Raw genomic sequence first — 21,495 nt, 5'->3', positions numbered from 1 at the left:
AGTTTGGTCGAGATTTGTCTGTCATGCGTAAGGGAAGCAACCAGAGAGCTTCCGATATGCCAGCAAAATCTTTCATGTCAACATTTTTTTGCGGTGACTCGGTTTAAAGTAATTCCTCTCTGTTTTACGACCAGGGCGGGTGGGGGCGAAACCCCACGGGCAGGGACGTATGCGGAAAAAATCCCGTGGGCGAAAATAAGGAGTTTAAATAACTTGAAAGTGTAGTATACTCCCAGGCAGGGAATCAATGAGGCGTATGCCATCTCCAGGTAATGAAAAGATTCCTTAGATATCGAGCTGCAATTTGCAACTTCAGATGCAAATTGCAAAGCGACGGATGGGCTTACACGTGCGCCCACTCGTGCTACAACACAAGAGGGATTTGTTTTTTGTCAAACACGCTCAACCTGAGAAGCAGACAACCATGAATCTGAACCTGAAGCAAACAAACAAACTCAGCAGTCGCATCCGCACGGCGCGGGAACATGCCGGATTCACCCAGAAGGAGCTGGCCGACCGGGTGGGTATCAGCCAAACGGCTGTCCACAAGTTGGAGTGTGGACGTTCCAGATCATCCAGGCGCACGGTTGCTATTGCCATGACTTGTGGTGTGGATCCGGTCTGGTTGGAAACGGGACAGGGTGACATGGTGACCGGGGGGGGAGCGAGCCTTGCCATGAGCATGTCCCCTTACCACAACGAGCCCGTGGGCGCCTTGGCCGAACAGGCCGAGACCTACCGCGTCGAAGAGACGGAGTCCCCGAGTCGGGTTCCCCTGATCTCCTGGGAAGAGGCGGTCAACTGGGGCAAATCCCTGATCTCCCCAAGGGTGTCCAATTGGGTGTCGGCCATTCACAGAATCAACCCCCTGGTCTTTGCCCTGAAGGTCAGCGGCGACTCCATGGAGATCGAATTTACCGAAGGGGATATCCTTCTGGTGGATCCTACCAAAAAACCGCTTCATAAACAGTATGTCGTGGTTGGGTTGGCCGGCGAGGACAAATGTACCTTCAAACAGTTGATCATCGACGGGGGGCAGCGTTACCTGAAACCCTTGAATCCACGATATCCTATCATCGCTATTGACGAAAAAACCATGTTTTGTGGTGTGGTCGTAGCAAAGTTCAAAGAGTTTTGATCTGGACAACACCCGCGCAGGTCGGCGCATGGTCTGCTGATGACCGCCATTCAGTGGCGGGCTGGTTGACCTGTCGGGGGGGGCGGGTTTCTTTGGTTGACGGGACGTGATCGTGCAACCGAGCCCTGGTGCGTGGATGCCCGGGGTTGTTGTCGGCAGATCAGGCTTCTCCAGCCGCAGGGGATGTGTCTTTTCTGTGGGCCGGTTTCGGTCCCCTGCCCTCAATCGAGTTCCAGGTCGTGGAAACCGACCTGGAGGATGGTTTTTGCAAGCATTTCAGCCATTTTTTGTGTGTGTTCCTTGCAAAGTGTCTTCTCCTCTCCCTGGGTGTTCCATCGCAACAGCAATTCCTGGCAGGAGTCTGTGCCAACAGACTCCATGAACCGGTTATGGTAAATCTGTGCCAGCGTGTAGGCCTCTTCCTTGGCATCTTCGTCCCCCGGTTTTTCGCGGCCAGCGACGATACCGATGGCCAAAAACCCGGATGTAAGGACGCCACAGGTCTTCTTGAGTTCTGAAAAACCACCGTTCAAGGGCGTGGCAATGCGGGTGATGGTGTCTGGATTGAAGCGGTGCGGGGCAAAGACCTCGGCAAAGGCTTTGACGATGGCCTCGGCACAGGAGTAGTGCGTATCGGAGTAGTATTTTTTTGCCAAAAGGCCGATTTCCCGAATGACTTCCTCTTCGGTCATATGGTTTGCCTCGCGGTGGAGCCATCCCGTGCGTGGAGGTGGCTCATTTTGGGGTTGCGCACTGTATGGTGAGAACGACCCATTCCGGTGACGGTTGTTCAGTGACGACCTGAAGGCCGCGTTCGGCCAGTCTGGCATAGAGAAGGCACGGTACGCGATTGTGGTGAACAATGAGTCTCTCCCCCGGTGTCAGCGTGGCGGCGAGCCGCAAAATCTGAAAGAGGGGCTCAGGGGCCGGTAGATCACGCACGTCCAGAAACCGTGATGCCGAATGTTCCGTATCCAAGGGCGTCCCTTTCGCAAGCTGAGGTGTTTCTGACACAGTCCGTACCGTGTTATGTTCAGAGGATAACCCCAAGCGGATGGCGTCGTCCATGGCAATGCCTGCACCAGAAATCATACCTGGCCTACCGGTTTTTTTGGATCTGCGTGGTCGATCCTGTCTGGTATTGGGTGGAGAAGGGGAAGCTGTGGGTAAAGTGGAGGCTTTGCTCCGTGCCGGCGCCAGAGTCCTGCTGCTTGCGGAAAGGGTGGATCCGGTTCTGGTCGCGCAGATGGATTCGGGTAGGTTGATTTGCTCGCAAGAGAGCTTCAGGCCAGATCACCTGAACGATGTCTGGTTTGTCCTGAGCACCTTGCAGGATTCTGATGTCAATGCAATTTTGCAAGTCGAAGCGGAACGTCGACGCATCTTTGTCAATGTTGTTGATCATCGGCGGTATTGTTCAGCCTTGTGGCCAGCCGTCATCCATCGCCCCCCTGTGACCGTGGCCTTCTCCACAGGTGGCGCCAGCCCGGCCCTGGCCGGCTACCTGCGGCGGAAGATTGCGGCAGCGCTCCCGGAAAAGATGGGCGCCTTGGCTACATGGCTCAGCGGATGGCGGGGCATGATTTCCGTGCGTTTTCCGGAGTTGACGGCACGTGGAAATTTTTGGCGGAGGGTTCTGGATGATGGGGTGGTGGAGCGCTACCTTGCGGGGGATATCCATGGAGCCGAGAAGATGATTTTGCAGGAATTACCCCATCAATCCCTCGACGACCAGGCCAGACCCTGATCCTCTGCTCCACTCCACGCTGCGCTTCGCCGGCCAGGGGATGGCCGGCTTTTACGGCAGGTCTTTCCTTTGCAGAAAATTCCGTTATATTGATGGTTTACCTGGGGGGAGACTTGGCTTGTTTTTTTTCGGCGGTCAGGTGGTTCACAAACTTGAATGGGGAAATCTCCATGGGGAGTGGTGCTGAGAAAATATTGGTCCACATCGATAAGGATTTGGCGGAAATTGTTCCGGGATACATCCAAAATCGCTGGCGCGACGTGGAAGCCATGCGTCTGGCTGTGGAAAATCACGACCTGGAGAGTTTGCGGGTGATGGGCCATCGCATGAAAGGCTCCGGGGCGGGATATGGATTCGATGCCATCACCGAAATTGGCCGCAGGGTGGAGAGTTGTGCCAGGGAAGAACAGATTGGTGAAATCAACCACGAAATCGAAGCTTTGGTGGAATATTTGCAACGGATCGATGTCCAATATGAATGAATCGTTCCGTCCGCCCCTTGTTGCAATAGATGCAAGGATGGAGGGGTTCTTACCCGGTCTTTCCGTTCCTGGGAATAACCCCTTCCGATGGATCAGGGCCAGGAAGGTTCGCCCGGGTACCGTTTTGATTGTCTCCCGGGTGTGTTTTCTGAGTGGTGCATGTCGCATATGAATCATCAAACCGAGAATGGGATTGGAACCACCCCTGCTGTCCATATTTTGGTCGTCGATGATGATCCGGATATTCGGGAGCTTGTGGGTAGTTCTCTGGAGAGGGAAGGGTATCGGGTCAGCACCTCGCCAGATGGACAGGGTTTGGAACGTAGCATGGATCAGGTGGATCTGGTTATCCTGGATCTGGTCCTGCCGGGGGACGATGGCTTGGTACTCTGCCGGAATTTGCGGGCACGGTCGACTATTCCCGTGATCATCCTGAGCTCCAGGGGGGAGGAGATGGACCGGATCATCGGGTTGGAGATGGGGGCTGATGACTATCTGCCCAAACCCTTTCATCCACGCGAGCTTTTGGCTCGGGTCAAGAGCGTGTTGCGCCGGACCCGTTTGTCGCCGACTCCAGCGACCGGTGATCCGGATGACGTGGTCTACAGCTTCTCTGGGTGGACACTTGATGCACTCTCGCGCAACCTGACCTCCCCCCAGGGCGATTCTGTGGCCCTGACGGGCAGTGAGCACCATCTTTTGACGATTTTCCTCGGCCATCCCAATCGGGTGTTGTCGCGAGATCAGCTTTTGGATTTGACGCGGGGACGCGAGATCGACCATTTCGACCGGACCATCGACATGCAGGTCAGCCGGTTGCGACGGCGGTTGGGGGATGATCCCCGCTCGCCGCAACTGATCAAGACGGTGCGTAGTGCCGGTTATGTCTTTTGCTCCAGAGTGGAAAAAGGACGTGGCAGGAGGTTGTAGAAACGAAACCGTGACGCACCCTGACTCTTTCCTGGATCTGCCAGGGAGCAGGCCCCCTGGATCCTGATGTGTCGCCGAGTGGTGTACGGTTATGCCGGGAGACGGGTTGCGCAAAAGTGTTGGTCGTTACCGGGGAGATGTACGGAGGGCGGCCCTTTCCTTTGGAGACCAGGAGGTGGAGTGTGGCACGCATTCTTGTCATGGATGACGATCCTGTGATTCGTCAACTTTTGCTGGCCATCCTTCAGGAGGCAGGGCACGAGGTGCGTACCGCCTCCGATGGCCGGGCCGGAATGGCTCTCTATAAGACCGAACGACCGGACGTGGTCATCACGGATCTGTTGATGCCCGAGTTGGACGGCGTTGGCGTGATCCGGGAGTTGCAGAGTCTTGAACCCAACGTCCGCATTGTGGCCCTGTCGGGCGGAGGACGGGTTTTGACAGCCGAAACGAGTCTGGATGTTGCCAGAAGATTGGGCGCGTGTATCATGGTCGCCAAACCGTTTACAGCCCAGGATGTGTTGGATGCCGTTGTCGCGGCACTGCGCCCCGGATAGTGCGTCATGCGGATTTTGGTGCAGCGGGTGGCAAGGGCGGCAGTGCGGGTCTCTGGCGCCGAGGTCGCACGGATCGATCAGGGAGTCTTGTTGTTTCTGGCCGTAGAACGAGGAGATGGAGAGGATGTGGCCGTGCGGGCCGTGCGGAAGGTGGTGGGCCTGCGCATGTTCGCGGATTCTCAGGGACGCATGAACCTCTCCTGCCGCGATGTGGGTGGCCGTTTCCTCTGCGTTTCCCAGTTTACCCTGGCAGCGGATTTAAAAAAAGGTTATCGGCCCTCTTTTGGCGGGGCCGAGGATCCGTTATTGGCCAAGCCCCTTTTCGAGCGTTTTTGCGAGCTCCTGGAAAATGAAGGCGTGGTTGTGCAACGCGGCGTGTTCGGCGCCCATATGGATGTGGAGTTGGTCAACGATGGCCCGGTGACATTTTGGATGGAGTTTCCAGTCGGGCTCCAGTGGGCTGGCTCCCTGGCGGGACCAGGATAGAGTCTTGGTGGGGTTCGGGGAAAAGCCCTGATAAAGGCTTTTATATCCAGGCTTTTCTTGAGAGGGTGGTGAATAGTTACAATCTTTTTTTTGGTGAGTGCTGAGCGGATACATAAAAAGGAAAAATTCTATGGCCAAAAAAGTCGGTACCTTGGAAGAGGCACAGGCCCTGGTGGATGCCTTGTATCGCAAGGCGGAAGAGACCAACCGGGAGCTTGAACAGGCAATCCAACATGCACGCAGCAACTTTGCCGTGATCGAAAAGTTGGCCGTCTCCAGCCAGGAAATCGGCAAGGCGGTCAAGGTGATCAAAAATATTGCCGGGCAGACCAACATGTTGGCCTTGAACGCCTCCATCGAGGCGGCAGGAGCGGGAGAGGCGGGCAAAGGGTTTGCCGTGGTGGCCAATGAGGTCAAAGATCTCTCCCGTCAGACCGCCGAGGCCACCAACATGATCGCCGAGCGGGTGGATGAAATTCAATCCAACGCCTCCGAGGCCACCAGCACGGCCCGCGAAATGATCCAGAGCATTCAGCGGATCAGCGCAGCCAACAGTGAGATATTCCAGACTGCCGGGATTGGTCTGGGAGCGGGCGGGGGAGGGGGCGTGGAGTGATGGGGGGACGGAAGTCCGGCATGACCCGCAGAATGTGGGGGAGTGCCGTTGCAGGAGGGGAGCTATGGACCCAAACTTGAAAGAATTGATCCTCCATGCGGCGGAGGAGTCGGTCATGGAGATCGTCAACACCATGCTGTTTGTGGATGTGACTCCGGGCCAGGGGGTGGCCAAACCCTCAAACGTGCCCCATGTGGCGGCACGGGCCGAGGCCTCCGCCATGGTGGGAATGAATGGTGGATTCAATGGGGGGGTTCGCCTGGTGACATCGAGCAAAGTGGCGCGCCAACTGGCTGGAGCCCTTTCTGGTGAAGGGTATCGTACTCTTACGGACGAAGCCAGAGATGGGTTCGCTGAACTTGGCAACATGATTTCTGGCGGCATTCAGACCCGTATGGAGGGGTTTGCCAATTGTGGGCAGATCAATCTGACTCCCCCGACGGTGATCGTCGGCGCCGACTATGAAGTGGATTATCGTAGTCACCTGGAGAGTGTCCGAAAATTTTTTCGGTTTCAGGATGAGCCGTTTTTTGTCGAGGTCTTTTTTCAGGTCGACAAAGACGCTTTGGTCAACGTGATGTTGAGCGAAGAGTTGGCCCGTAATCTGGATGCCCTGAGCAAAAAGTGGGGGGGAGGCACCCGGGCCGAGGTGATCCAGCGGTTGGTGCAACATGCCTTGAAGGGTTGATACCGACAGTCGCCCGGGGCTCGCTCTCCATGCGTCTCCCCATGCGTCGGCGTTGTCATGCGTGATCAGGGGGTTGCATCTTCCTTGTGGCCGAGGGGGGTGGGGCGGGGTCGTTCAGGAGGTCGGTGTTGGAGTAGACAGTCCCCTTGCGTTCTTGGGGCGGGGGTGAGGATGGTGCGACCCTGGGAAGGGGTTCGGGGGGGCTGTTCTCCGCAGCGGATTCGACAGGTGTGGCCACGGGTGGGAGTGGCTGGGCTGGCGTCGCACGGGATGTTGATTCTCTGAGCCGACTCTCCCCCTCAAAAAAGCTGCCGCGTTCGATGACCATGATTGAGGAGAGCAGTTGACCAGTAGCGTTGCCACCGGCCAGGATCTCGATCTCGTCGCACTCTGCCTGGCCATGGAAGTGACCGCAGACAACAAATTTTTTGGCGTGGACATGTCCTTCGATGCGACCGGACTTGCCGACCATCACGAGACTTTCCGAGGTAATCTGGCCCTCAAACTCCCCATCCATCTGGAGATTGCATCGGGTTGCAATCTCTCCTTTTATCCTGGTGCCGGCTGCGATGGTCGTTGCGCTTGGCTTTTCGACGATGGGCTTGTCAACAGCGAGTGCGGGAGTGGGTTCGTCAATCTTTTGCTGCACTTCCTTGTTTTTATGAAATAAAGCCATTTTTCATCCTTCTTTGAAAAAAAAATCGTCGTAACTATTCACCACCCGCCAACGAATCGGGGTCCAGGGGGCTGGCTCCCTGGCTTTGTCCAGGGCAGCGCCCTGGTGGGGTTCGGGGCGAAGCCCTGACAAAGGCTTTCATGTCCAAGCTTTTCTTGCAAGGGTGGTGAATGGTTACAAATCGTCTTGGTCAACCCATTCCGACACCTGCCAACGGTTCTAGATACATGACCCGAGCCTAAAAAGAAAGAGTTCCCTGAGCCTTGGGATGATGAGCGGGGGAGGAACGGTCATGCGACAAAATTTTGGCAAAAGCTGCCAACAGGCCGGCACCCGCCATGAAGGCTTGATGCATCCCAAAATATGAGGGCAAGACCGGATCGTTGCGACCTTTTTTGCAAGGGTGTTGAATTGTTGCGATTTTTTTATAAATTTGGAGCAATTTTTTTTCTGGCAAGAAAATTGCTTAACTCCAGCAGGAGCCGGACCTCCTCACAGGATGTGGGGCGATTCGGTAGGCTGATGGCCGACACGCTCGTTTTGTCGGTCTGATTTCCAAGGATGGAGAGTGACCTGTGACCGTGCATGAACTGCAAGAAATCGCGGGACGTTTGTATGGAGAAGGCCTGATTTCGCCAGTCTATATCCGGGCTTTGGCCAAAGATCTGCAAACCACGCAGAGCGACGTGCGTGGTTGGTGGGAGGGTTCAGGGAGTGGAATCCCGGCCAGCACCCGGGGAACCCTGGAAAAGCTCCAGGTCGAAAGAAATCGCCTGCAATAGACCCAATATTTTCAAACTGTAGCATGATTGTCATGATTCCCGCCCTGGCAAACAAGCATGGCTGGGAGAGCGTTTCTGGGCAGCCCCGTCGGGTGATTGGACGGGGCTTTTTTTCGCGGTCTGTCGCACGGTTGAGGGCTTTTGGGAAGTTGTAAATGTTGGCACAATATTTTCATACTCTCTCCCATAGCCGGTGTGCAAGGATGCACAGCCGTCAAGGTCTCAAGGATGGAGGATGAGACGACTGCTTGAAAGAGGAGTGACGGTGATGAAATGGCAAGAGTGGTTGCGTCTCTGGGTGTTGCACGTTCCCTGTGGCGTATTGGTTTACTGGGTGACAGTGCAACCGATGTTGGTGTCCATGATGCAGCAGCACGGTCCACATCATTGAACTTCTCTTCGGGGCGCAGGGATCGCGCTCCCGGGCGTTCCAGGGAAGGGACGCCGTTGGTGGGTCGGGACCGATGGATCACCAGTGGAGAGATTGAAGCTCCCTGGCCCGGCGGCCTGTCCGGAAGGGGTGAGGGAAAACCTCTTCGAAACGTTCGCTCCGGGAGTTCGGAACTCCAGAGCGGGCAACGCTGAAGTGGGGTTGAAGGGGAACCAATCGGGTCGGCGTCCAGGGAAGGACGCCGACCGGGTTCCGCCACGATATGCCGGCTTCATGCCCCTTCACACCCGATAGACCAGCACCCGTTCCTCCAGCATGTCGCGCATGGCGTAGCGGACCCCTTCACGGCCCAGACCGGAGTCCTTGAGGCCACCGTAGGGCATGCTGTCGACGCGGAAGGAAGGAACATCGTTGTGGATGACACCCCCCACTTCCAAGGTGTCCAGGGCCTGGATGACGGTGCTGAAATCGTTCGTGAAAATACCGCATTGCAGGCCGAAGCGGGAGGCGTTGACCCGGGCAAAGGCCTCTGCCATGCTGCCCACCGGAGTCAGGGTGACCACCGGTCCGAAGGCCTCATCGGCGGCAACACGGGCGCTCGGGTCCACATCCTCCAAAATGGTGGCGCTCAGGCTGTTGCCGGCGCCCACAGGGACAACAGTGTTGCCGGTGACCAGTTTGGCTCCCTGTTCCAGGGCTTCGTTGATCCAAGCCAGAATGCGATCCCGGTTGGCCCGGTCGATGATAGGGCCCAGGGTGGTGGTTTCATCCAGGGGATCGCCGATCTTCAGGGCCTCGGCGGCGGCCTTGAAACGGGCGCGGAACTCCCCCATGATCTCCTGGTGCAGAAAGATGCGCTGCACCGAAATGCACACCTGTCCGCATTGGTAAAATGCCCCGGTGATCGCCCGCGCGATGAGCCAATCCCAATCCCGCACATCGCGATCCACGATGAGGCCGGCATTGCCGCCCAACTCCAGGACCACCTTTTTTTTGCCCGCATCCCGTTTCATCTTCCAGCCCACCTCGGGAGAGCCGGTGAAGGTCAACAGGTTGATGCGCTCATCTTCCACGAGCATCTGCCCGGCGGCACGGTCGCAGGGGAGTACCGAAAAGGCCCGCAGTGGCCAACCAGACTCCTGAATGATCTCAGCCAATAAAATGGATGTCAGGGGGGTCTTGGAGGCCGGTTTCAAAATCACGGGACAACCGACGGCCATGGCCGGGGCGATTTTATGCACCGCCAGATTGAGCGGAAAGTTGAACGGGGCGATGGCGGACACCACACCGACCGGATAGTGCCGGACCAGGGCGCGGCGTTTGGCGCCCATGGGGTTGATGCCCAGATCGTAGGCCTCGCCATACACCCGCGTGGCCTCACCGGCAGCAATCTCGAAGGTGGCCACGACGCGGGAGATTTCCAGACGCGACTCGGCCAGGGTTTTGCCATTCTCCCGGGAGAGCAGACGGGAAAACTCTTCGTGGCGTTCCTGGATCCGGTTGACGACAAACCACAGGGCGTCGGCGCGCTGGTAGGGTTCCAGACGCCTGGTCTCCTCCAGGGAGGCCACGGCTGCATCCAAAGCCTGGTTGATCTCAACCGGGGTGCACTGGGCCACCCTGTCAACGACCTCACCACTGTAGGGGTTGAGAACATCTTGACTTTTGCCGCTTTCGACCCATGTACCAGCCAGATAAGCCTTGCGCATGATGGATTCTCCCTGGTGAAGTGGTAACTGTTCAGCGCCTGTAACTATTCAGCACCCTTGCAAGAAAAGCCTGGACATGAAAGCCTTTGTCAGGGCTTCGCCCTGAACCCCACCAGGACTCCGTCTTAGGCCCTGCCAGGGAGCCAGCTCCCTGGCAGAGGTCAGGGTTCCTCATTTTTTTCCCGGGGCGTCACCAGCCGCTTCGGAGGGATCCGCAACCCCCTTTTCAGCAAGGAGTTTTTCCAATTCAGCCACCTTTTTTTCCATGGCTTCAACCTTGATACGGGTTTTGCTGAGGAGTTCGGATGTGATATCAAACTCCTCCCGCGTGACAATGTCAAAGTGGACGATGGCCTCCTTGACCGCATCGTGGACTCGCCGATGGAGTTCATCGCGGGTAGCCCCGACCTTTTCAAAGATGCCCAGGACATTCTGGGTAATCTGGTCGATCAGATTGTTGTCGAGTTGCATGCTGCATTCTCCCTGAGGGGGTGCCATGGCACCGGTCAACCCGGCGGCGCCACAAAATCCAGCCCGGCCCGGCCATGGTAGTAACCGTTACAAAAGGGTTCATCGTGATTGATGGTCTGTAGGCGTTGCAGGGCTTCGCTGACATCCATGCGGCCTGACAGGCGTTCGTGCCAAATGTGGACGATCTCCTCCATCCCCTGACTCTGGGGCGAAAGACGCACGATTTTTACCCCGCTTGCCGCCAACTGTTCCACCTCGGCCACCAGGTTGAAAACCCGTGCCGACAGGGTCTGGACGCCGTTGATATTCAGGAGGGGCTCATCCTCCTGAGTCTTCATGATCATGCCGTCGGGGAATTCGCCGCACTTGTATTGACAGTTGGTTTTGGGGAGGCGAAAAGCCCGCGCCGTATAGCAGCGGGCGGAAAAGGTCAGGGGCAAACGGCCATAAGCGAACACCTCCATCTCAACCTGGGAGCGGATTTGCTGCATGATGCCGGCAATCATGGCCTGTGACAGCTCCACCGGAGCCACCACCCGCCGCACACCAACCCCAGCCAGAAAATCGAGCGTTTCCGGGTTGTAGGTGGTGATGTGCGGTCCCGCCACCATGAGGCACCCTTCGCCGATGGCCACGCCAGCCATGTCATTGGCCTCAAACATCACCCCAAGCCGGGTGGCCTCCTGAATGACCTGCCGCAGATAGAGTTGTTCCTCTTCGGTCATGACCAGGCCCAAAGTGGAGAACACGATCTCCTTGCCTGTTGGGCGCAGCGCCTCCGCCAACTGGGCCATCTCCTCCGGGGAGAGGTGGTTGCGTTTGGAACAGACCACCTCCCCGATGTAGAGGATGTCGGCTGAGGTGGTCTCGGCCATACGCCGATAAAAATCCCGCAACCCCTTTTTTCCCCACTCATACAGGACAGGACCAATGGCAATTTTCATGGTTGGCCGTCCTCCTGAAGGTTTGTCATCACGAATGAAAGACTGGGATGGAGGTCCACCAGGAAGGGCTGCGCCCTTCCTGGTGGTGGGGTTCGGGGCGAAGCCCTGACCAAGGCTTTCATGTCAAAGCTTTCCTTGCAAGGGTGCTGAATGGTTGCCTTGTTTTGGAAGGGTACAGAGAAGGGTACAGAATGGTTGTGTGGCATCATTGCCAATTTTCCTGGTAGGTTCCCAGGGTGTGGGTCGTGCCTTCGGAGATGGCGTTCAGCGTCTTGAGCCAGCTGCCTTTGGCTCGGAATTGATCTGGAGCGGCATAGTAGGCATCCACCGCATGACGCATGACCCGGGTCACCGTGGCCACATAGGACTTGGTGCGCTGCCGCCCCTCGATCTTGAGGCTGACCACACCCGCTTCGATCACTTCCGGCAGCATTCCCAGAATGTTCAGGGAACCGGGCTCCTCCATGACGTGATAGACCTGCTCGTTGGCGGCAAACCGTCCCTTGCAGATGGTCGGATAGGCGGCTTCTTCGCCGGGGGCATACTGAGCGATGAGGACGCCGTTCAGTCGGGTTTGGAGTTTATCGGCGGTGTTGTCAAAGCGCACGGCCCGGGCTGGTGAACAGACCCCTTCGATGTTGGGCGAAACGCCGGTCACGTAGGAGGAGAGGTAGCACCTTCCCTCGGCCATGACGCACAGACCGCCAAAGGCAAACACTTCCAGATCGACGTTGACCTGCTCTTTGAGGGCGCGAATCTCGGCCACAGTCAACACCCGGGGCAGGATGACCCGCTGGATGCCGAAATGGCGCTGATAAAACTGGATCGAGGCATGGTTGCTTGCCGAGGCCTGCACCGACAGATGAATCGGGAGTTCGGGATAACGCTCGCGGCAATATTTCAGCAGCGCCAGGTTGGCCAGAATAATGGCGTCGGCCCCCAGTTTGGCCGCCAGATCCACGGTCCGGTACCAAATGTCGGGGCCATCGATCTGGGGGAAGGTGTTCAATACGATATTGGCTTTGACGCCATGGGCATGGGCATGGGCGATACCTGTAGCCGCCTCTTTCTCGGTAAAGTTCAATCCTTCAAAATTTCTGGCATTGGTGACGTTGCCGAAACCGAAATAGACCGCATCGGCGCCACTCTCCACGGCGGCCTTCAAGGAGGGAAGGTTGCCAGCCGGGGCCAATATTTCCACTTTTTTCATGACTCTGCTTTATCCGGAAGGGTGGCTGATAAAAGACCGGGATGGAGGTCTGGGAGGAGGGGTTGCCCGGCTTCTGACTTTCTTCCCCACCCCCAGGCGCAGTCTATCCAATCCGGCCCGTTCAGGCAAAATCTATCCGGCTGGTTCGCCTCTTTTTCCCGGCAACCATTCAAAACCCAGCCACCTTCTCTCACCTTTTCATGCCATCATCTGCGTGTACAAAAAACTCATCTTGCCCCGTCATTCTCCTTCACAGGCTTGAGGATGAGGTTTTGAGGATGGACAGAGCCCAGGGCCTTTTCCCAGATGACCAGGGAGCACTTGAACAACGGCTCCGCCTGGGCATACTGGCTTTGCGCATAATACAGTCCCGCCAGGTTGTTCAGGCTGGTGGCGATATCGGGATGGTCTGGGGTAAGAGCTTTATGGACACTTCAAGTTTTTTGAGTGCGACACTGATTGCATCCTGGTGTTTCCCTGATTCACTGATTTGCTTCTCTTTGGCATCCCCGGCCATTTTTACCACTGTGGGTGGCTCTGTGCTTCCTTCAGCCTGAAGAGGCCGGATCCCCCATCCGTCGCATCCAAACATGGCCACCACGGTTGCCAAGGTCAACACGGTTTTGGCTCGACAAAACTTTGTTTTCGTCAATCCCGTGCCTGCCTTGATTTTTTCCCCTGATCTTTGTTTAGATTCGGATTTTACCATGTCATTCCCCCCCCCCTCCCCAATTTCTATGGTCATGCGCGAATCACAAGGCAATTTTGGAACCAATTCAAGAAAGCCCCCATCGCAGTCACTATTCACCACCCGGCCACGCATCGGGGTCCGGCAAGGCAGAAAAAAAGTGCAGCCGCCGCAGGAATGGATCCGGGGATTTGCGGGTGACCTGCCGACCTTGACGCAGAAAATACCAGTCCCGCAGGCGGGTCAACAGGAAACGGAGCGCGGCGGCGCAGAGTGCCGCATTTTTCCAGGACAGTTCGGCGGCAGTCAAATTTCTCGCACGCTGATAGCCCGTTATGATGGCCTGATGATGATCGGGCAGAAAGACGCCATCCGCAGTAAACCCCCAGGCGACCAGGGCAATGGCCAGGTCGTAAAGCCAGCGCTCCCGGCATGCATAGTGAAAATCGATGACGCCCACCAGGGAACCCTCCGCGAACAAAACATTGTCGGGAAAAAGATCCCCATGGCACACCCCACAGGGGAGGTCGCTTTGCAGAAATCCCAGTTCCAGGCGGGTCATTGTTGCCGCGATCAGAGTTGCAGCGGGCGGGTCGTTTTGTGCCAAAACCGGGGCAAGTCGCTCGATGAGCATCCGCCAGGCCGGTTGACCCATGGGGTTGGGTCGTGGTTGGGTAAAATCCTGCCCGGCGAGATGGATTCTGCCCAACAGCTCACCAACCTGTCGGCACTGATCCGGCGTCGGGTGCAACACGTGGGCGCCCGGCAGACAGGTTGCGATCAGGCTGGGTCGTTCGCGCAAGGCGTGCAACACCCGGCCTTGCCGATCCGCCACGGGATGAGGTGCGGGAATGGCACGCTTGACCAGATGGGCCATCAGACGAAGTGTGTGTTCAACGGTTTTGGCCTGTTGCGAATCCTCAACCAGGGTCAGGACATAACGCCCCCGCTCGGTCACAAGAAAAAAGTTGCTGTTATCCACACCATCGCTGATACCCTCCATCTGCAATGGACGACCGATGGCATACTCCCGCAGAAGGGGTTGGATGTCGGCGAGGCACAAAGGGGTGTAAACGGACATGGCCACACCTGGGCAAAAGGGAGAAACACAACGCATGAACGCAACAACACGTCCCACCATCGTTGCCATGACCGGCGCATCCGGAGCCGCCTACGGCCTTGGTTTGATTCGGGCGTTGTTGAGTGTCAACGCACGGGTGGATCTGCTTCTCTCCGAGGCGGCACTGCAAGTGATCGCCCATGAGTGCCAACTGGCCTGGAGCGGCGATGCCGACACCCTGCAACGAACCCTGTCAGAACACTTTGCCACCGATGCCAACCACTTGCAATATTACGGTCCCAAGGATTGGCACGCCCCGGTGGCATCGGGATCGGGAGGGGTACGGCACATGGTGATCTGCCCCTGCTCCATGGGCACCTTGGGCGCTTTGGCCCATGGGTTGGCTGACAATCTGATCCGCCGCGCCGCCGATGTGGTTCTCAAGGAGGGAGGCACTTTGATCCTTGTCCCCAGGGAGACCCCCCTGACCGCCATCCACCTGGAAAACATGTTGCGCCTCTCCCGGACGGGCGCCACGATCCTGCCGGCGGCCCCCGGGTTTTACCATCGCCCGGCCACTGTCGATGCCCTGGTCGGGTTTATTGTGGAGCGCATCCTCTCCCGGTTGGGGATCTCTGCATCGACACCCCTCCACTGGCCGCCGGCACGGTCTGCAACCCAGTGATGATCCATATGAACGAAATGTAACCATTCAGCACCCTTTCAAGATAAAGTCTGGACATGAAAGCCTTTGTCAGGGTTTCACCCCGAATTCCACCAGGAGGTTCTCCCGGGCCTGCCAAGGAGCCAGCCTCCTGACCCCGATGCGTTGCAGGACTCTTCCTTGGACCGGCCAGGGGTCAGCCCCCTGGCCCCCGATGCATTGTCGGGTGACCAATAGTTACAATAAATTTATGTTAATTTGGATTTTTTTCAACCATGGGACGTTGAGATTTTGCTGCTGTTGATGCACCATCCGAGGGTGTCAATATCAGCATGTTCGAATAACCTGAACTGCCAATTTGCATCGGGAGGTTCGCCGTGAGTAATCAGTCCTTAGAAGCCACTGTGGATCCTGAACTGGTACGAAAGTGGGTTAAAGATATCGGTTCGGACTCCACGGCAGCCGTGCCGTTGTTGCAAGCCATACAGACGGAGTACCGCTATCTGCCCCGCAAGGCCATGGATCTCGTCGTCGGGAATACGAGCATCACCGCCAGCCAACTCTTTGGTGTGGCTACCTTCTATGCCCAGTTCCGCCTGCGTCCGGTTGGTCGGCACATGATCCGGGTCTGTCATGGCACGGCCTGTCATGTGAGCGGCGCCGACCGGTTGGATACCGCCATTCGCCAAATTCTCGGCCTCCAGGATCCCGATCAGGACACCGCTGCCAATGGCAGTTACACGCTGGAAAAGGTGGCCTGCATCGGTTGTTGCAGCCTGGCGCCCGTCATGGTGGTCGGTGAGGAGACCTTCCCCAACCTGAAGGGAGCTGATGCCCAGCGCTCCCTGCAAAAGCATGCCAAGGCAGCCAAGGAGGTTTTGCCCGGAGATGCCGGACAGAAAGATGCGGATGGTGACACCAAAGACGCATCAGAAGCCAAAAAGTCGAAAAAATCTGGGGAGGCGCGGCCATGACGACCGGTAAGGGAATGACCATTACGATCGGCGAAGGAACCTGCGGTATCGCCGCTGGGGCCCGTGACGTGGCGGCCTTGTTGAAACAAAGGTTTCCGGAAGCCCACATGCAGAGCGTCAGTTGCCTGGGCATGTGCCACCAGGAACCCATGATCGAAATCGCCAATCCGGACGGAAAGAGCTACCTCTACGGCAAGGTCAATAAAAAAAATCTTCCCAAGATTGTCCACTTTCACCAGGGCAAGGGGGATATTCCCGCCGCCAACTTTATCCGCTCCAGCGATGAGCCCGACACGGACAAAGGATCCTATCTCACCAGCCAGACCCGCATTGCCTTGCGCAACGTCGGTCACCTGGATCCCACCTCGGTGGAGTCGTTCCGGGCCAGAGGGGGTTACAAGGCGATCGAAAAGATTCTCAAGGGCGGCATGAGCCCGGAGGCGGTGCTGGAAGAGGTCAAAACCTCCAATCTACGGGGCCGGGGCGGCGCCGGGTTTCCGACGGCCATCAAATGGGGCTTCGCCCGCAGTGCGCCAGGCTACCCGAAATATCTGGTCTGCAACGGCGACGAAGGCGACCCGGGCGCCTTCATGGATCGTTCCCTCCTTGAGGGCGACCCCCATTCGGTCCTGGAAGGGATGCTCATCGCAGCCTATGCCATCGGTGCCAGCAAGGGGTACGCCTACATCCGGGCGGAATATCCTCTGGCAGTCAAATTTTTTGGCCAGGCTTTGCAGGATGCCCGCCAACTGGGTTACCTCGGCGACAAGATTCTCGGCACCGATTTCTCCTTCGATATCAAAATCAAAGAGGGCGCCGGCGCCTTTGTGTGCGGTGAGGAGACCGCCCTGTTGGCCTCCATTGAGGGCCAGCGCGGCATGCCTCGCATCCGCCCTCCCTTCCCGGCCATTCAGGGACTCTTCGGCAAACCCACCATCATCAATAACGTCGAAACCCTGGCCAATCTGGCGTGGATCATCAACAACGGTGGAGCCTCCTACGCTGCCATCGGTACGGAAAAGAGCAAGGGCACCAAGGTGTTCGCTTTGGCTGGCGCCGTATCCCGGGGCGGGTTGGTGGAAGTGCCCATGGGCATGTCCATCGGTGAGGTGATCAACAAGATTGGTGGCGGTTCTGCCTCGGGGCGCGCCATCAAGGCCGTGCAGTTGGGTGGACCCAGCGGTGGCTGCATTCCCGCCAGCATGTTCGACACCCCCATCGACTACGATGCCATCAACGCCACCGGCGCCATCATGGGATCGGGCGGCATGGTGGTGATGGACTCCCAATCCTGCATGGTGGACATCGCCCGTTACTTCCTCGACTTTACCCAGGTTGAATCCTGCGGCAAATGCACCTTCTGCCGCGTTGGCACCCTGCGCATGAAAGAGATCCTGAGCAAGATTTGCGAAGGCAAGGGAACCATGGAAGATTTGCAGATCCTGGAAGACCTGGCTCCGCAAATCAAGGATGCCAGCCTCTGCGGCCTGGGTCAGACAGCCCCCAATCCGGTCCTGACCACTCTCAAATATTTCCGTGACGAATACATCGCGCATGTGCAGGACAAACGGTGTCCGGGTGGGGTGTGCAAGGCTCTGATCACCCACACCATCAACCAGAAAGATTGCACCGGTTGCACCATCTGCAAGCGGTATTGCCCGGCGAACTGCATCACAGGGGAGCTGAAAAAACCGGAAACCTGGGTCATCGATCAGTCGTTGTGCATCAACTGCGGCATGTGCAAGGAAGTGTGTAATCCCGAGGCCGTCATCGTGGAGTCGTTAGGCTTGACTGCGGCTCACTCCCAGCCAATGAGGGCATCCGCATGAGTAACAACATCACTGTCACCTTGAATGGTCATTCGACCACAGCGGCTCCAGGCGCCACCATCCGCGATGTGGCGGAGGCCAATGGCGTTCACATTCCCACCTTTTGCCACGATGATCGGCTGAAACCTTTTGCTTCCTGTTTCCTGTGCGTGGTGGAGGTGGCCAATGCCCGGACCCTCCTGCCCGCCTGTTCGACGCGGGTCACCCCGGGCATGGTCATCGATACCGACAGCCCCAAGGTGACCCACAGCCGCAAGACCGCTCTGGACCTTCTGCTCTCCGACCATGCCGGGGATTGCATCTCCCCCTGCGAGGCCACCTGTCCGGCCAACATCGATATCCAGGGCTATGTGGCGCATATCGCCAATGGCGATTTTGCTTCGGCGGTCCATTTGATCAAGCAGCGCAATCCTCTGCCTGTGGTGTGCGGGCGCATCTGCCCCCACCCCTGTGAGTCCCAGTGTCGGCGCGCCCTGGTGGATGAACCGGTCGCCATTAACCCCCTGAAGCGCTTTTCCGCCGAATACGAGCTGAGCCACGGACCCTTCGTGCCGACTCCGGCCCCGAATACAGGACACAAGGTGGCCATCATCGGGGGAGGACCGGCAGGGTTGTCGGCGGCTTTCTATCTGCGCAAGGCGGGGCATGCCGTAGACATTTTCGAGGCCCTGCCCGCACTGGGTGGCATGGCCCGTTACGGCATCCCCCGTTTTCGTCTTCCCTGGGAGTTGATGGACAAAGAGATTCAATCCATCATCGGCATGGGGGTGACGGTCCACCACAACCAGCGGTTGGGGAAGGATTTCTCCATCGCCGACCTCAAGGCGCGTGGTTTTGGGGCCATTTTGTTGGCCATCGGGGCGCACAAGGCCAAGCCGATGCGGGTGCCGAACGAAGAAGTCCCCGGCGTGATCGGCGGCGTCGATTTTCTGCGCAAGGCCGTCATGGATGAGCCCCTGCACATTGGACCCGGCAGCCGGGTGGCCGTCGTGGGCGGTGGCGATACCGCCATGGACTGCGCCCGGGTGGCTCGGCGGCAAGGCTCGGATGTGGCCCTGCTCTACCGGCGCACCAAGAAGGAGATGCCGGCCAGCCCCGTGGAGCAGGAAGAGACCCATGAAGAGGGCATCGATATTCAATACCTGGTCGCTCCGGTCGAGGTGGTTCTGAACGAAAAAGGGTCTGCCAAGGCCCTGCGGGTCATCACCATGCAACTCGGGGAACCTGACGCTTCCGGACGCCGTTCGCCGGTGCCGGTGCCGGGCAGCGAGAAGGATCTGCCTTTCGATCTCATCATCGCCGCCATCGGGCAGGATCCAGATCTTACCTGCCTCGACAAGGAGGCTGACAAACCCAAGACCACGCGCTGGAACACCATCGTCTACGATGAAAAAACCAACGTGACCAGCATCCCTGGCGTTTTTGCCGCCGGTGACTGCTCCTTCGGTCCAGATATCCTCATTCGGGCCATCGGCGAAGGACGCCGGGCAGCCATGGCCATCGATCTCCACCTGAACGGCGCGGAAGTCACCTTGAAGAGCGCCTATGCCATCTCCCGGGGTCGTTTGGCCGAGCTGGACGCCGCCGATTTCCAGCCCCGCTACGTCCACCAGAGACGTGCCCTGGAAACCACGCATCCACCGGAAAAACGCCTGTCCAATGAAGGGGGATGGGCGCCCATCAACATCGGTCTGGATGCGGCCCAGGCCATGGCCGAGGCGTCACGGTGTATCCTGTGTGGTTGCGCAGCCCGTTTCGACTGCGACTTGCGGCACTATTCGACCCTCTATGGGGCCACGGAAAAGCGTCTGGCCGGAGACAAGCGCGCCTACGATGTCGACAGCCGTCACCCCTTGATCACCATCGAGCCGGACAAGTGCATCACCTGTGCAAGCTGTGTCCGGATGTGTTCGGAAGTTCGCGATGTGCACGCCCTCAGCTTCATCAATCGCGGTTTTGGCACCCGCATTGGCCCCACTTTCGATGATCCGCTGCAACAAACGGGTTGTGATGCGTGCGGCATGTGCGTCGATCTCTGCCCCACCGGAACCCTGACCCTGAACTTCAAACAGGAGAATGGTCCATGGGTCAGCCTGGCCAAACAGACCACCTGTGCGGCCTGTAGCCGGGGTTGTGGGGTGGTGGTGCATACCACGGATGGTCGGGTGGTCAAGGTCACCTCCATCGACGGCGACCCGGTCAACGGCGCCAATATTTGTGCCGAGGGGCGTTTCAGTTACCAACTGGTCGGCAAGGAGGCCGTGGCCGACCCGGATACCGCCCTGACCCGGGCGGGGGAGATCCTCGCCCAGGCCAAGGATGTTGCGGTGGTGGTCTCGCCTTTCCTGACTGTCGAGGAGAGCTACGTGGCGGCTTTGCTGGCTCGGGCCAAGGGCGGCAAACTCTACTATCCCACCGACAAGGAGATTGTTGGACCCGCCAAGCCCATGGGCAAGTTCCGTGGTGAGGCCAACGTGGCCCTGCTCAAACGGTTGGGGGCCACACCCTGGCAGCCCAACCTGAGTCCCGGTGCCCTGGTGTTGGTCGGCACCCGGGTGGACTCCCCCGGTGTTGACGTGGCGCGCCGCATCCTCGTTGGACCCTACCGGGGCGATGCCACGGTCGCTGTTTTTGTGCAGAGCGCCGATCCCCTGGAGTGCGAAGGGACGTTCCTGAATCGAGACGGCCAGTTGGGACGTTTGCGCACTGTCTTGGGGCATGCCGCCAACCGGAGTGTGGCCAAAATGCTGGCCAGGTTGCTCCATGACAGTGAAGTCGGCAAGATGGATGTCATCCAGCAACGGCTGATCAAGGAGATTCCGGAGCTGGCTCCCATCACCTCCTTGCATGGCGATACAGCCCGTGTGGTCGTGACCACGCTGGCCCCACTCCTGGAACCCGCCATGCCGGATCTGCGGCAGGCCCGTTTCAAGGAGCATATGCAGAAGATGGGCCTCGCCTGGGCATGAGCCGGGGCGGTACATTGAAAAACTGGGATGGAGATCCAGGAGGAAGGGCTGCGCCCTTCCTCCTGGTGGGGTTCGGGGCGAAGCCCTGACAAAGGCTTTTATATCCAAGCTTTTCTTGTAAGGGTGCTAAATAGTTACGATTGTTTGGTAGTGCCTTCGTTTGGTTGATTGCGATCAAACTGCCATACCAAACTCAAACCTGTTGATGAAAAGGCCGATCACAGTGTCATGCATGAGAATCGACCTGGAAAAACAAATGGTCCTGCGTGCCAATCTCTTGATACGAGTTCTCAACGTCAAATGCTTTCGCTCAATCCTCCACGTATTCTCTTTGCCTACGACATGCTTCTCTGGATCGATATGGCGACTGTAAGCACCCCAGTCGTCTGTAAAAAATTTTGTGATACCAAATGGTTCCAATAATTTTTTGTAACTATTCAGCACCCTTTCAAAAAAAGCCTGGATATGAAAGCCTTTGTCAGGG

The 21,495-nt window shown here is 57.8% G+C and carries 26 protein-coding genes; 14 read left to right on the top strand and 12 right to left on the bottom strand.

All coding sequences use genetic code 11. The features are described 5' to 3' along the window. Window positions 1–424 precede the first annotated feature (424 nt). Entirely contained in the window at window positions 425–1,138 is a 714-nt protein-coding gene (locus tag HQL63_04220; protein ID MBF0176038.1) for a LexA family transcriptional regulator, read from the top strand. 221 nt (window positions 1,139–1,359) lie between these two features. Here the strand turns inward: HQL63_04220 and HQL63_04215 are convergent, their stop codons facing one another. Then, complete coding sequence (locus HQL63_04215; protein ID MBF0176037.1) at window positions 1,360–1,830, bottom strand: C_GCAxxG_C_C family protein; 471 nt, start codon at window positions 1,828–1,830, stop codon at window positions 1,360–1,362. Between the two features lie 43 nt (window positions 1,831–1,873). After that, window positions 1,874–2,116, bottom strand: coding sequence for a DUF2249 domain-containing protein (locus HQL63_04210; GenBank protein ID MBF0176036.1), 243 nt, complete (start codon window positions 2,114–2,116; stop codon window positions 1,874–1,876). 88 nt (window positions 2,117–2,204) lie between these two features. On the opposite strand from HQL63_04210, the gene HQL63_04205 reads away from it, so the two are divergent. From HQL63_04205 to HQL63_04175, 7 genes are all read left to right on the top strand, one after another. Continuing rightward, the gene (locus tag HQL63_04205; GenBank protein MBF0176035.1) at window positions 2,205–2,885 is read left to right on the top strand and encodes a bifunctional precorrin-2 dehydrogenase/sirohydrochlorin ferrochelatase; all 681 of its coding nucleotides are present in this window, start codon (window positions 2,205–2,207) and stop codon (window positions 2,883–2,885) included. A gap of 170 nt (window positions 2,886–3,055) precedes the next feature. After that, window positions 3,056–3,367 carry an Hpt domain-containing protein gene (locus HQL63_04200; protein ID MBF0176034.1) on the top strand — a complete coding sequence of 104 codons (312 nt, stop codon included), beginning with the start codon at window positions 3,056–3,058 and terminating at the stop codon, window positions 3,365–3,367. A gap of 168 nt (window positions 3,368–3,535) precedes the next feature. Continuing rightward, window positions 3,536–4,297, top strand: a complete 762-nt coding sequence (locus HQL63_04195) for a response regulator (GenBank protein MBF0176033.1) — start codon at window positions 3,536–3,538, stop codon at window positions 4,295–4,297. Window positions 4,298–4,479: 182 nt separating this feature from the next. Next, window positions 4,480–4,854 carry a response regulator gene (locus HQL63_04190; GenBank protein ID MBF0176032.1) on the top strand — a complete coding sequence of 125 codons (375 nt, stop codon included), beginning with the start codon at window positions 4,480–4,482 and terminating at the stop codon, window positions 4,852–4,854. Window positions 4,855–4,860: 6 nt separating this feature from the next. Further along, window positions 4,861–5,340 (top strand): D-tyrosyl-tRNA(Tyr) deacylase, encoded by a 480-nt coding sequence (locus HQL63_04185; GenBank protein ID MBF0176031.1) that lies wholly within the window; start codon window positions 4,861–4,863, stop codon window positions 5,338–5,340. Between the two features lie 130 nt (window positions 5,341–5,470). Further along, complete coding sequence (locus HQL63_04180) at window positions 5,471–5,956, top strand: hypothetical protein (GenBank protein ID MBF0176030.1); 486 nt, start codon at window positions 5,471–5,473, stop codon at window positions 5,954–5,956. 64 nt (window positions 5,957–6,020) lie between these two features. Further along, the gene (locus tag HQL63_04175) at window positions 6,021–6,644 is read left to right on the top strand and encodes a chemotaxis protein CheX (GenBank protein ID MBF0176029.1); all 624 of its coding nucleotides are present in this window, start codon (window positions 6,021–6,023) and stop codon (window positions 6,642–6,644) included. A 55-nt stretch (window positions 6,645–6,699) separates the two neighbouring features. Here HQL63_04175 and HQL63_04170 read toward each other — a convergent pair whose 3' ends face one another. Both HQL63_04170 and HQL63_04165 read right to left on the bottom strand, forming a co-directional pair. Next, the gene (locus HQL63_04170) at window positions 6,700–7,320 is read right to left on the bottom strand and encodes a polymer-forming cytoskeletal protein (protein ID MBF0176028.1); all 621 of its coding nucleotides are present in this window, start codon (window positions 7,318–7,320) and stop codon (window positions 6,700–6,702) included. Between the two features lie 238 nt (window positions 7,321–7,558). Continuing rightward, window positions 7,559–7,777 carry a hypothetical protein gene (locus HQL63_04165; protein ID MBF0176027.1) on the bottom strand — a complete coding sequence of 73 codons (219 nt, stop codon included), beginning with the start codon at window positions 7,775–7,777 and terminating at the stop codon, window positions 7,559–7,561. A gap of 118 nt (window positions 7,778–7,895) precedes the next feature. Here HQL63_04165 and HQL63_04160 point away from each other — a divergent pair, with 118 nt between their 5' ends. Both HQL63_04160 and HQL63_04155 read left to right on the top strand, forming a co-directional pair. Then, window positions 7,896–8,102: a hypothetical protein gene (locus HQL63_04160; protein MBF0176026.1), complete on the top strand. Its 207-nt coding sequence runs from the start codon at window positions 7,896–7,898 to the stop codon at window positions 8,100–8,102. 235 nt (window positions 8,103–8,337) lie between these two features. Continuing rightward, window positions 8,338–8,493, top strand: coding sequence for a hypothetical protein (locus HQL63_04155; protein ID MBF0176025.1), 156 nt, complete (start codon window positions 8,338–8,340; stop codon window positions 8,491–8,493). Window positions 8,494–8,774: 281 nt separating this feature from the next. On the opposite strand, the gene HQL63_04150 is transcribed toward HQL63_04155, so the two are convergent. The 7 genes from HQL63_04150 to HQL63_04120 form a co-directional block, all read right to left on the bottom strand. Next, window positions 8,775–10,202, bottom strand: coding sequence for an aldehyde dehydrogenase family protein (locus HQL63_04150; protein MBF0176024.1), 1,428 nt, complete (start codon window positions 10,200–10,202; stop codon window positions 8,775–8,777). A gap of 171 nt (window positions 10,203–10,373) precedes the next feature. Further along, window positions 10,374–10,673, bottom strand: coding sequence for an accessory factor UbiK family protein (locus tag HQL63_04145; GenBank protein ID MBF0176023.1), 300 nt, complete (start codon window positions 10,671–10,673; stop codon window positions 10,374–10,376). A 35-nt stretch (window positions 10,674–10,708) separates the two neighbouring features. Further along, window positions 10,709–11,617: a U32 family peptidase gene (locus tag HQL63_04140; protein MBF0176022.1), complete on the bottom strand. Its 909-nt coding sequence runs from the start codon at window positions 11,615–11,617 to the stop codon at window positions 10,709–10,711. A 205-nt stretch (window positions 11,618–11,822) separates the two neighbouring features. Beyond that, on the bottom strand, window positions 11,823–12,818 hold the full coding sequence (locus HQL63_04135; protein MBF0176021.1) for a U32 family peptidase: 996 nt from the start codon (window positions 12,816–12,818) through the stop codon (window positions 11,823–11,825). 236 nt (window positions 12,819–13,054) lie between these two features. Further along, window positions 13,055–13,225 (bottom strand): tetratricopeptide repeat protein, encoded by a 171-nt coding sequence (locus tag HQL63_04130; GenBank protein MBF0176020.1) that lies wholly within the window; start codon window positions 13,223–13,225, stop codon window positions 13,055–13,057. After that, the gene (locus HQL63_04125) at window positions 13,210–13,650 is read right to left on the bottom strand and encodes a hypothetical protein (protein ID MBF0176019.1); all 441 of its coding nucleotides are present in this window, start codon (window positions 13,648–13,650) and stop codon (window positions 13,210–13,212) included. The genes HQL63_04130 and HQL63_04125 overlap by 16 nt, the downstream gene beginning before the upstream one ends. Next, window positions 13,628–14,596 carry a homoserine kinase gene (locus HQL63_04120; protein MBF0176018.1) on the bottom strand — a complete coding sequence of 323 codons (969 nt, stop codon included), beginning with the start codon at window positions 14,594–14,596 and terminating at the stop codon, window positions 13,628–13,630. Before HQL63_04120 ends, HQL63_04125 begins: the two co-directional genes overlap by 23 nt. Before the next feature lie 34 nt (window positions 14,597–14,630). Between HQL63_04120 and HQL63_04115 the strand changes: the two genes are divergently transcribed. The 4 genes from HQL63_04115 (at window position 14,631) to HQL63_04100 (ending at window position 21,011) form a co-directional block, all read left to right on the top strand. Continuing rightward, window positions 14,631–15,260, top strand: a complete 630-nt coding sequence (locus HQL63_04115) for a UbiX family flavin prenyltransferase (GenBank protein MBF0176017.1) — start codon at window positions 14,631–14,633, stop codon at window positions 15,258–15,260. A 341-nt stretch (window positions 15,261–15,601) separates the two neighbouring features. After that, window positions 15,602–16,213 (top strand): NAD(P)H-dependent oxidoreductase subunit E, encoded by a 612-nt coding sequence (locus HQL63_04110; GenBank protein MBF0176016.1) that lies wholly within the window; start codon window positions 15,602–15,604, stop codon window positions 16,211–16,213. Window positions 16,214–16,227: 14 nt separating this feature from the next. Continuing rightward, window positions 16,228–18,042: an NADH-quinone oxidoreductase subunit NuoF gene (locus tag HQL63_04105; protein MBF0176015.1), complete on the top strand. Its 1,815-nt coding sequence runs from the start codon at window positions 16,228–16,230 to the stop codon at window positions 18,040–18,042. Further along, window positions 18,039–21,011, top strand: coding sequence for an FAD-dependent oxidoreductase (locus HQL63_04100; protein ID MBF0176014.1), 2,973 nt, complete (start codon window positions 18,039–18,041; stop codon window positions 21,009–21,011). Before HQL63_04105 ends, HQL63_04100 begins: the two co-directional genes overlap by 4 nt. Before the next feature lie 174 nt (window positions 21,012–21,185). Here HQL63_04100 and HQL63_04095 read toward each other — a convergent pair. Continuing rightward, window positions 21,186–21,495: hypothetical protein (locus HQL63_04095; GenBank protein MBF0176013.1), on the bottom strand; the 310-nt coding region annotated here is incomplete at its 5' end.

It is taken from the genome of Magnetococcales bacterium, from assembly GCA_015231175.1.
GTDB lineage: Bacteria > Pseudomonadota > Magnetococcia > Magnetococcales > DC0425bin3 > HA3dbin3.
The sequence above is the reverse complement of the archived record's forward strand: the minus strand, read 5'-3'. Positions and strand labels throughout refer to the sequence as shown.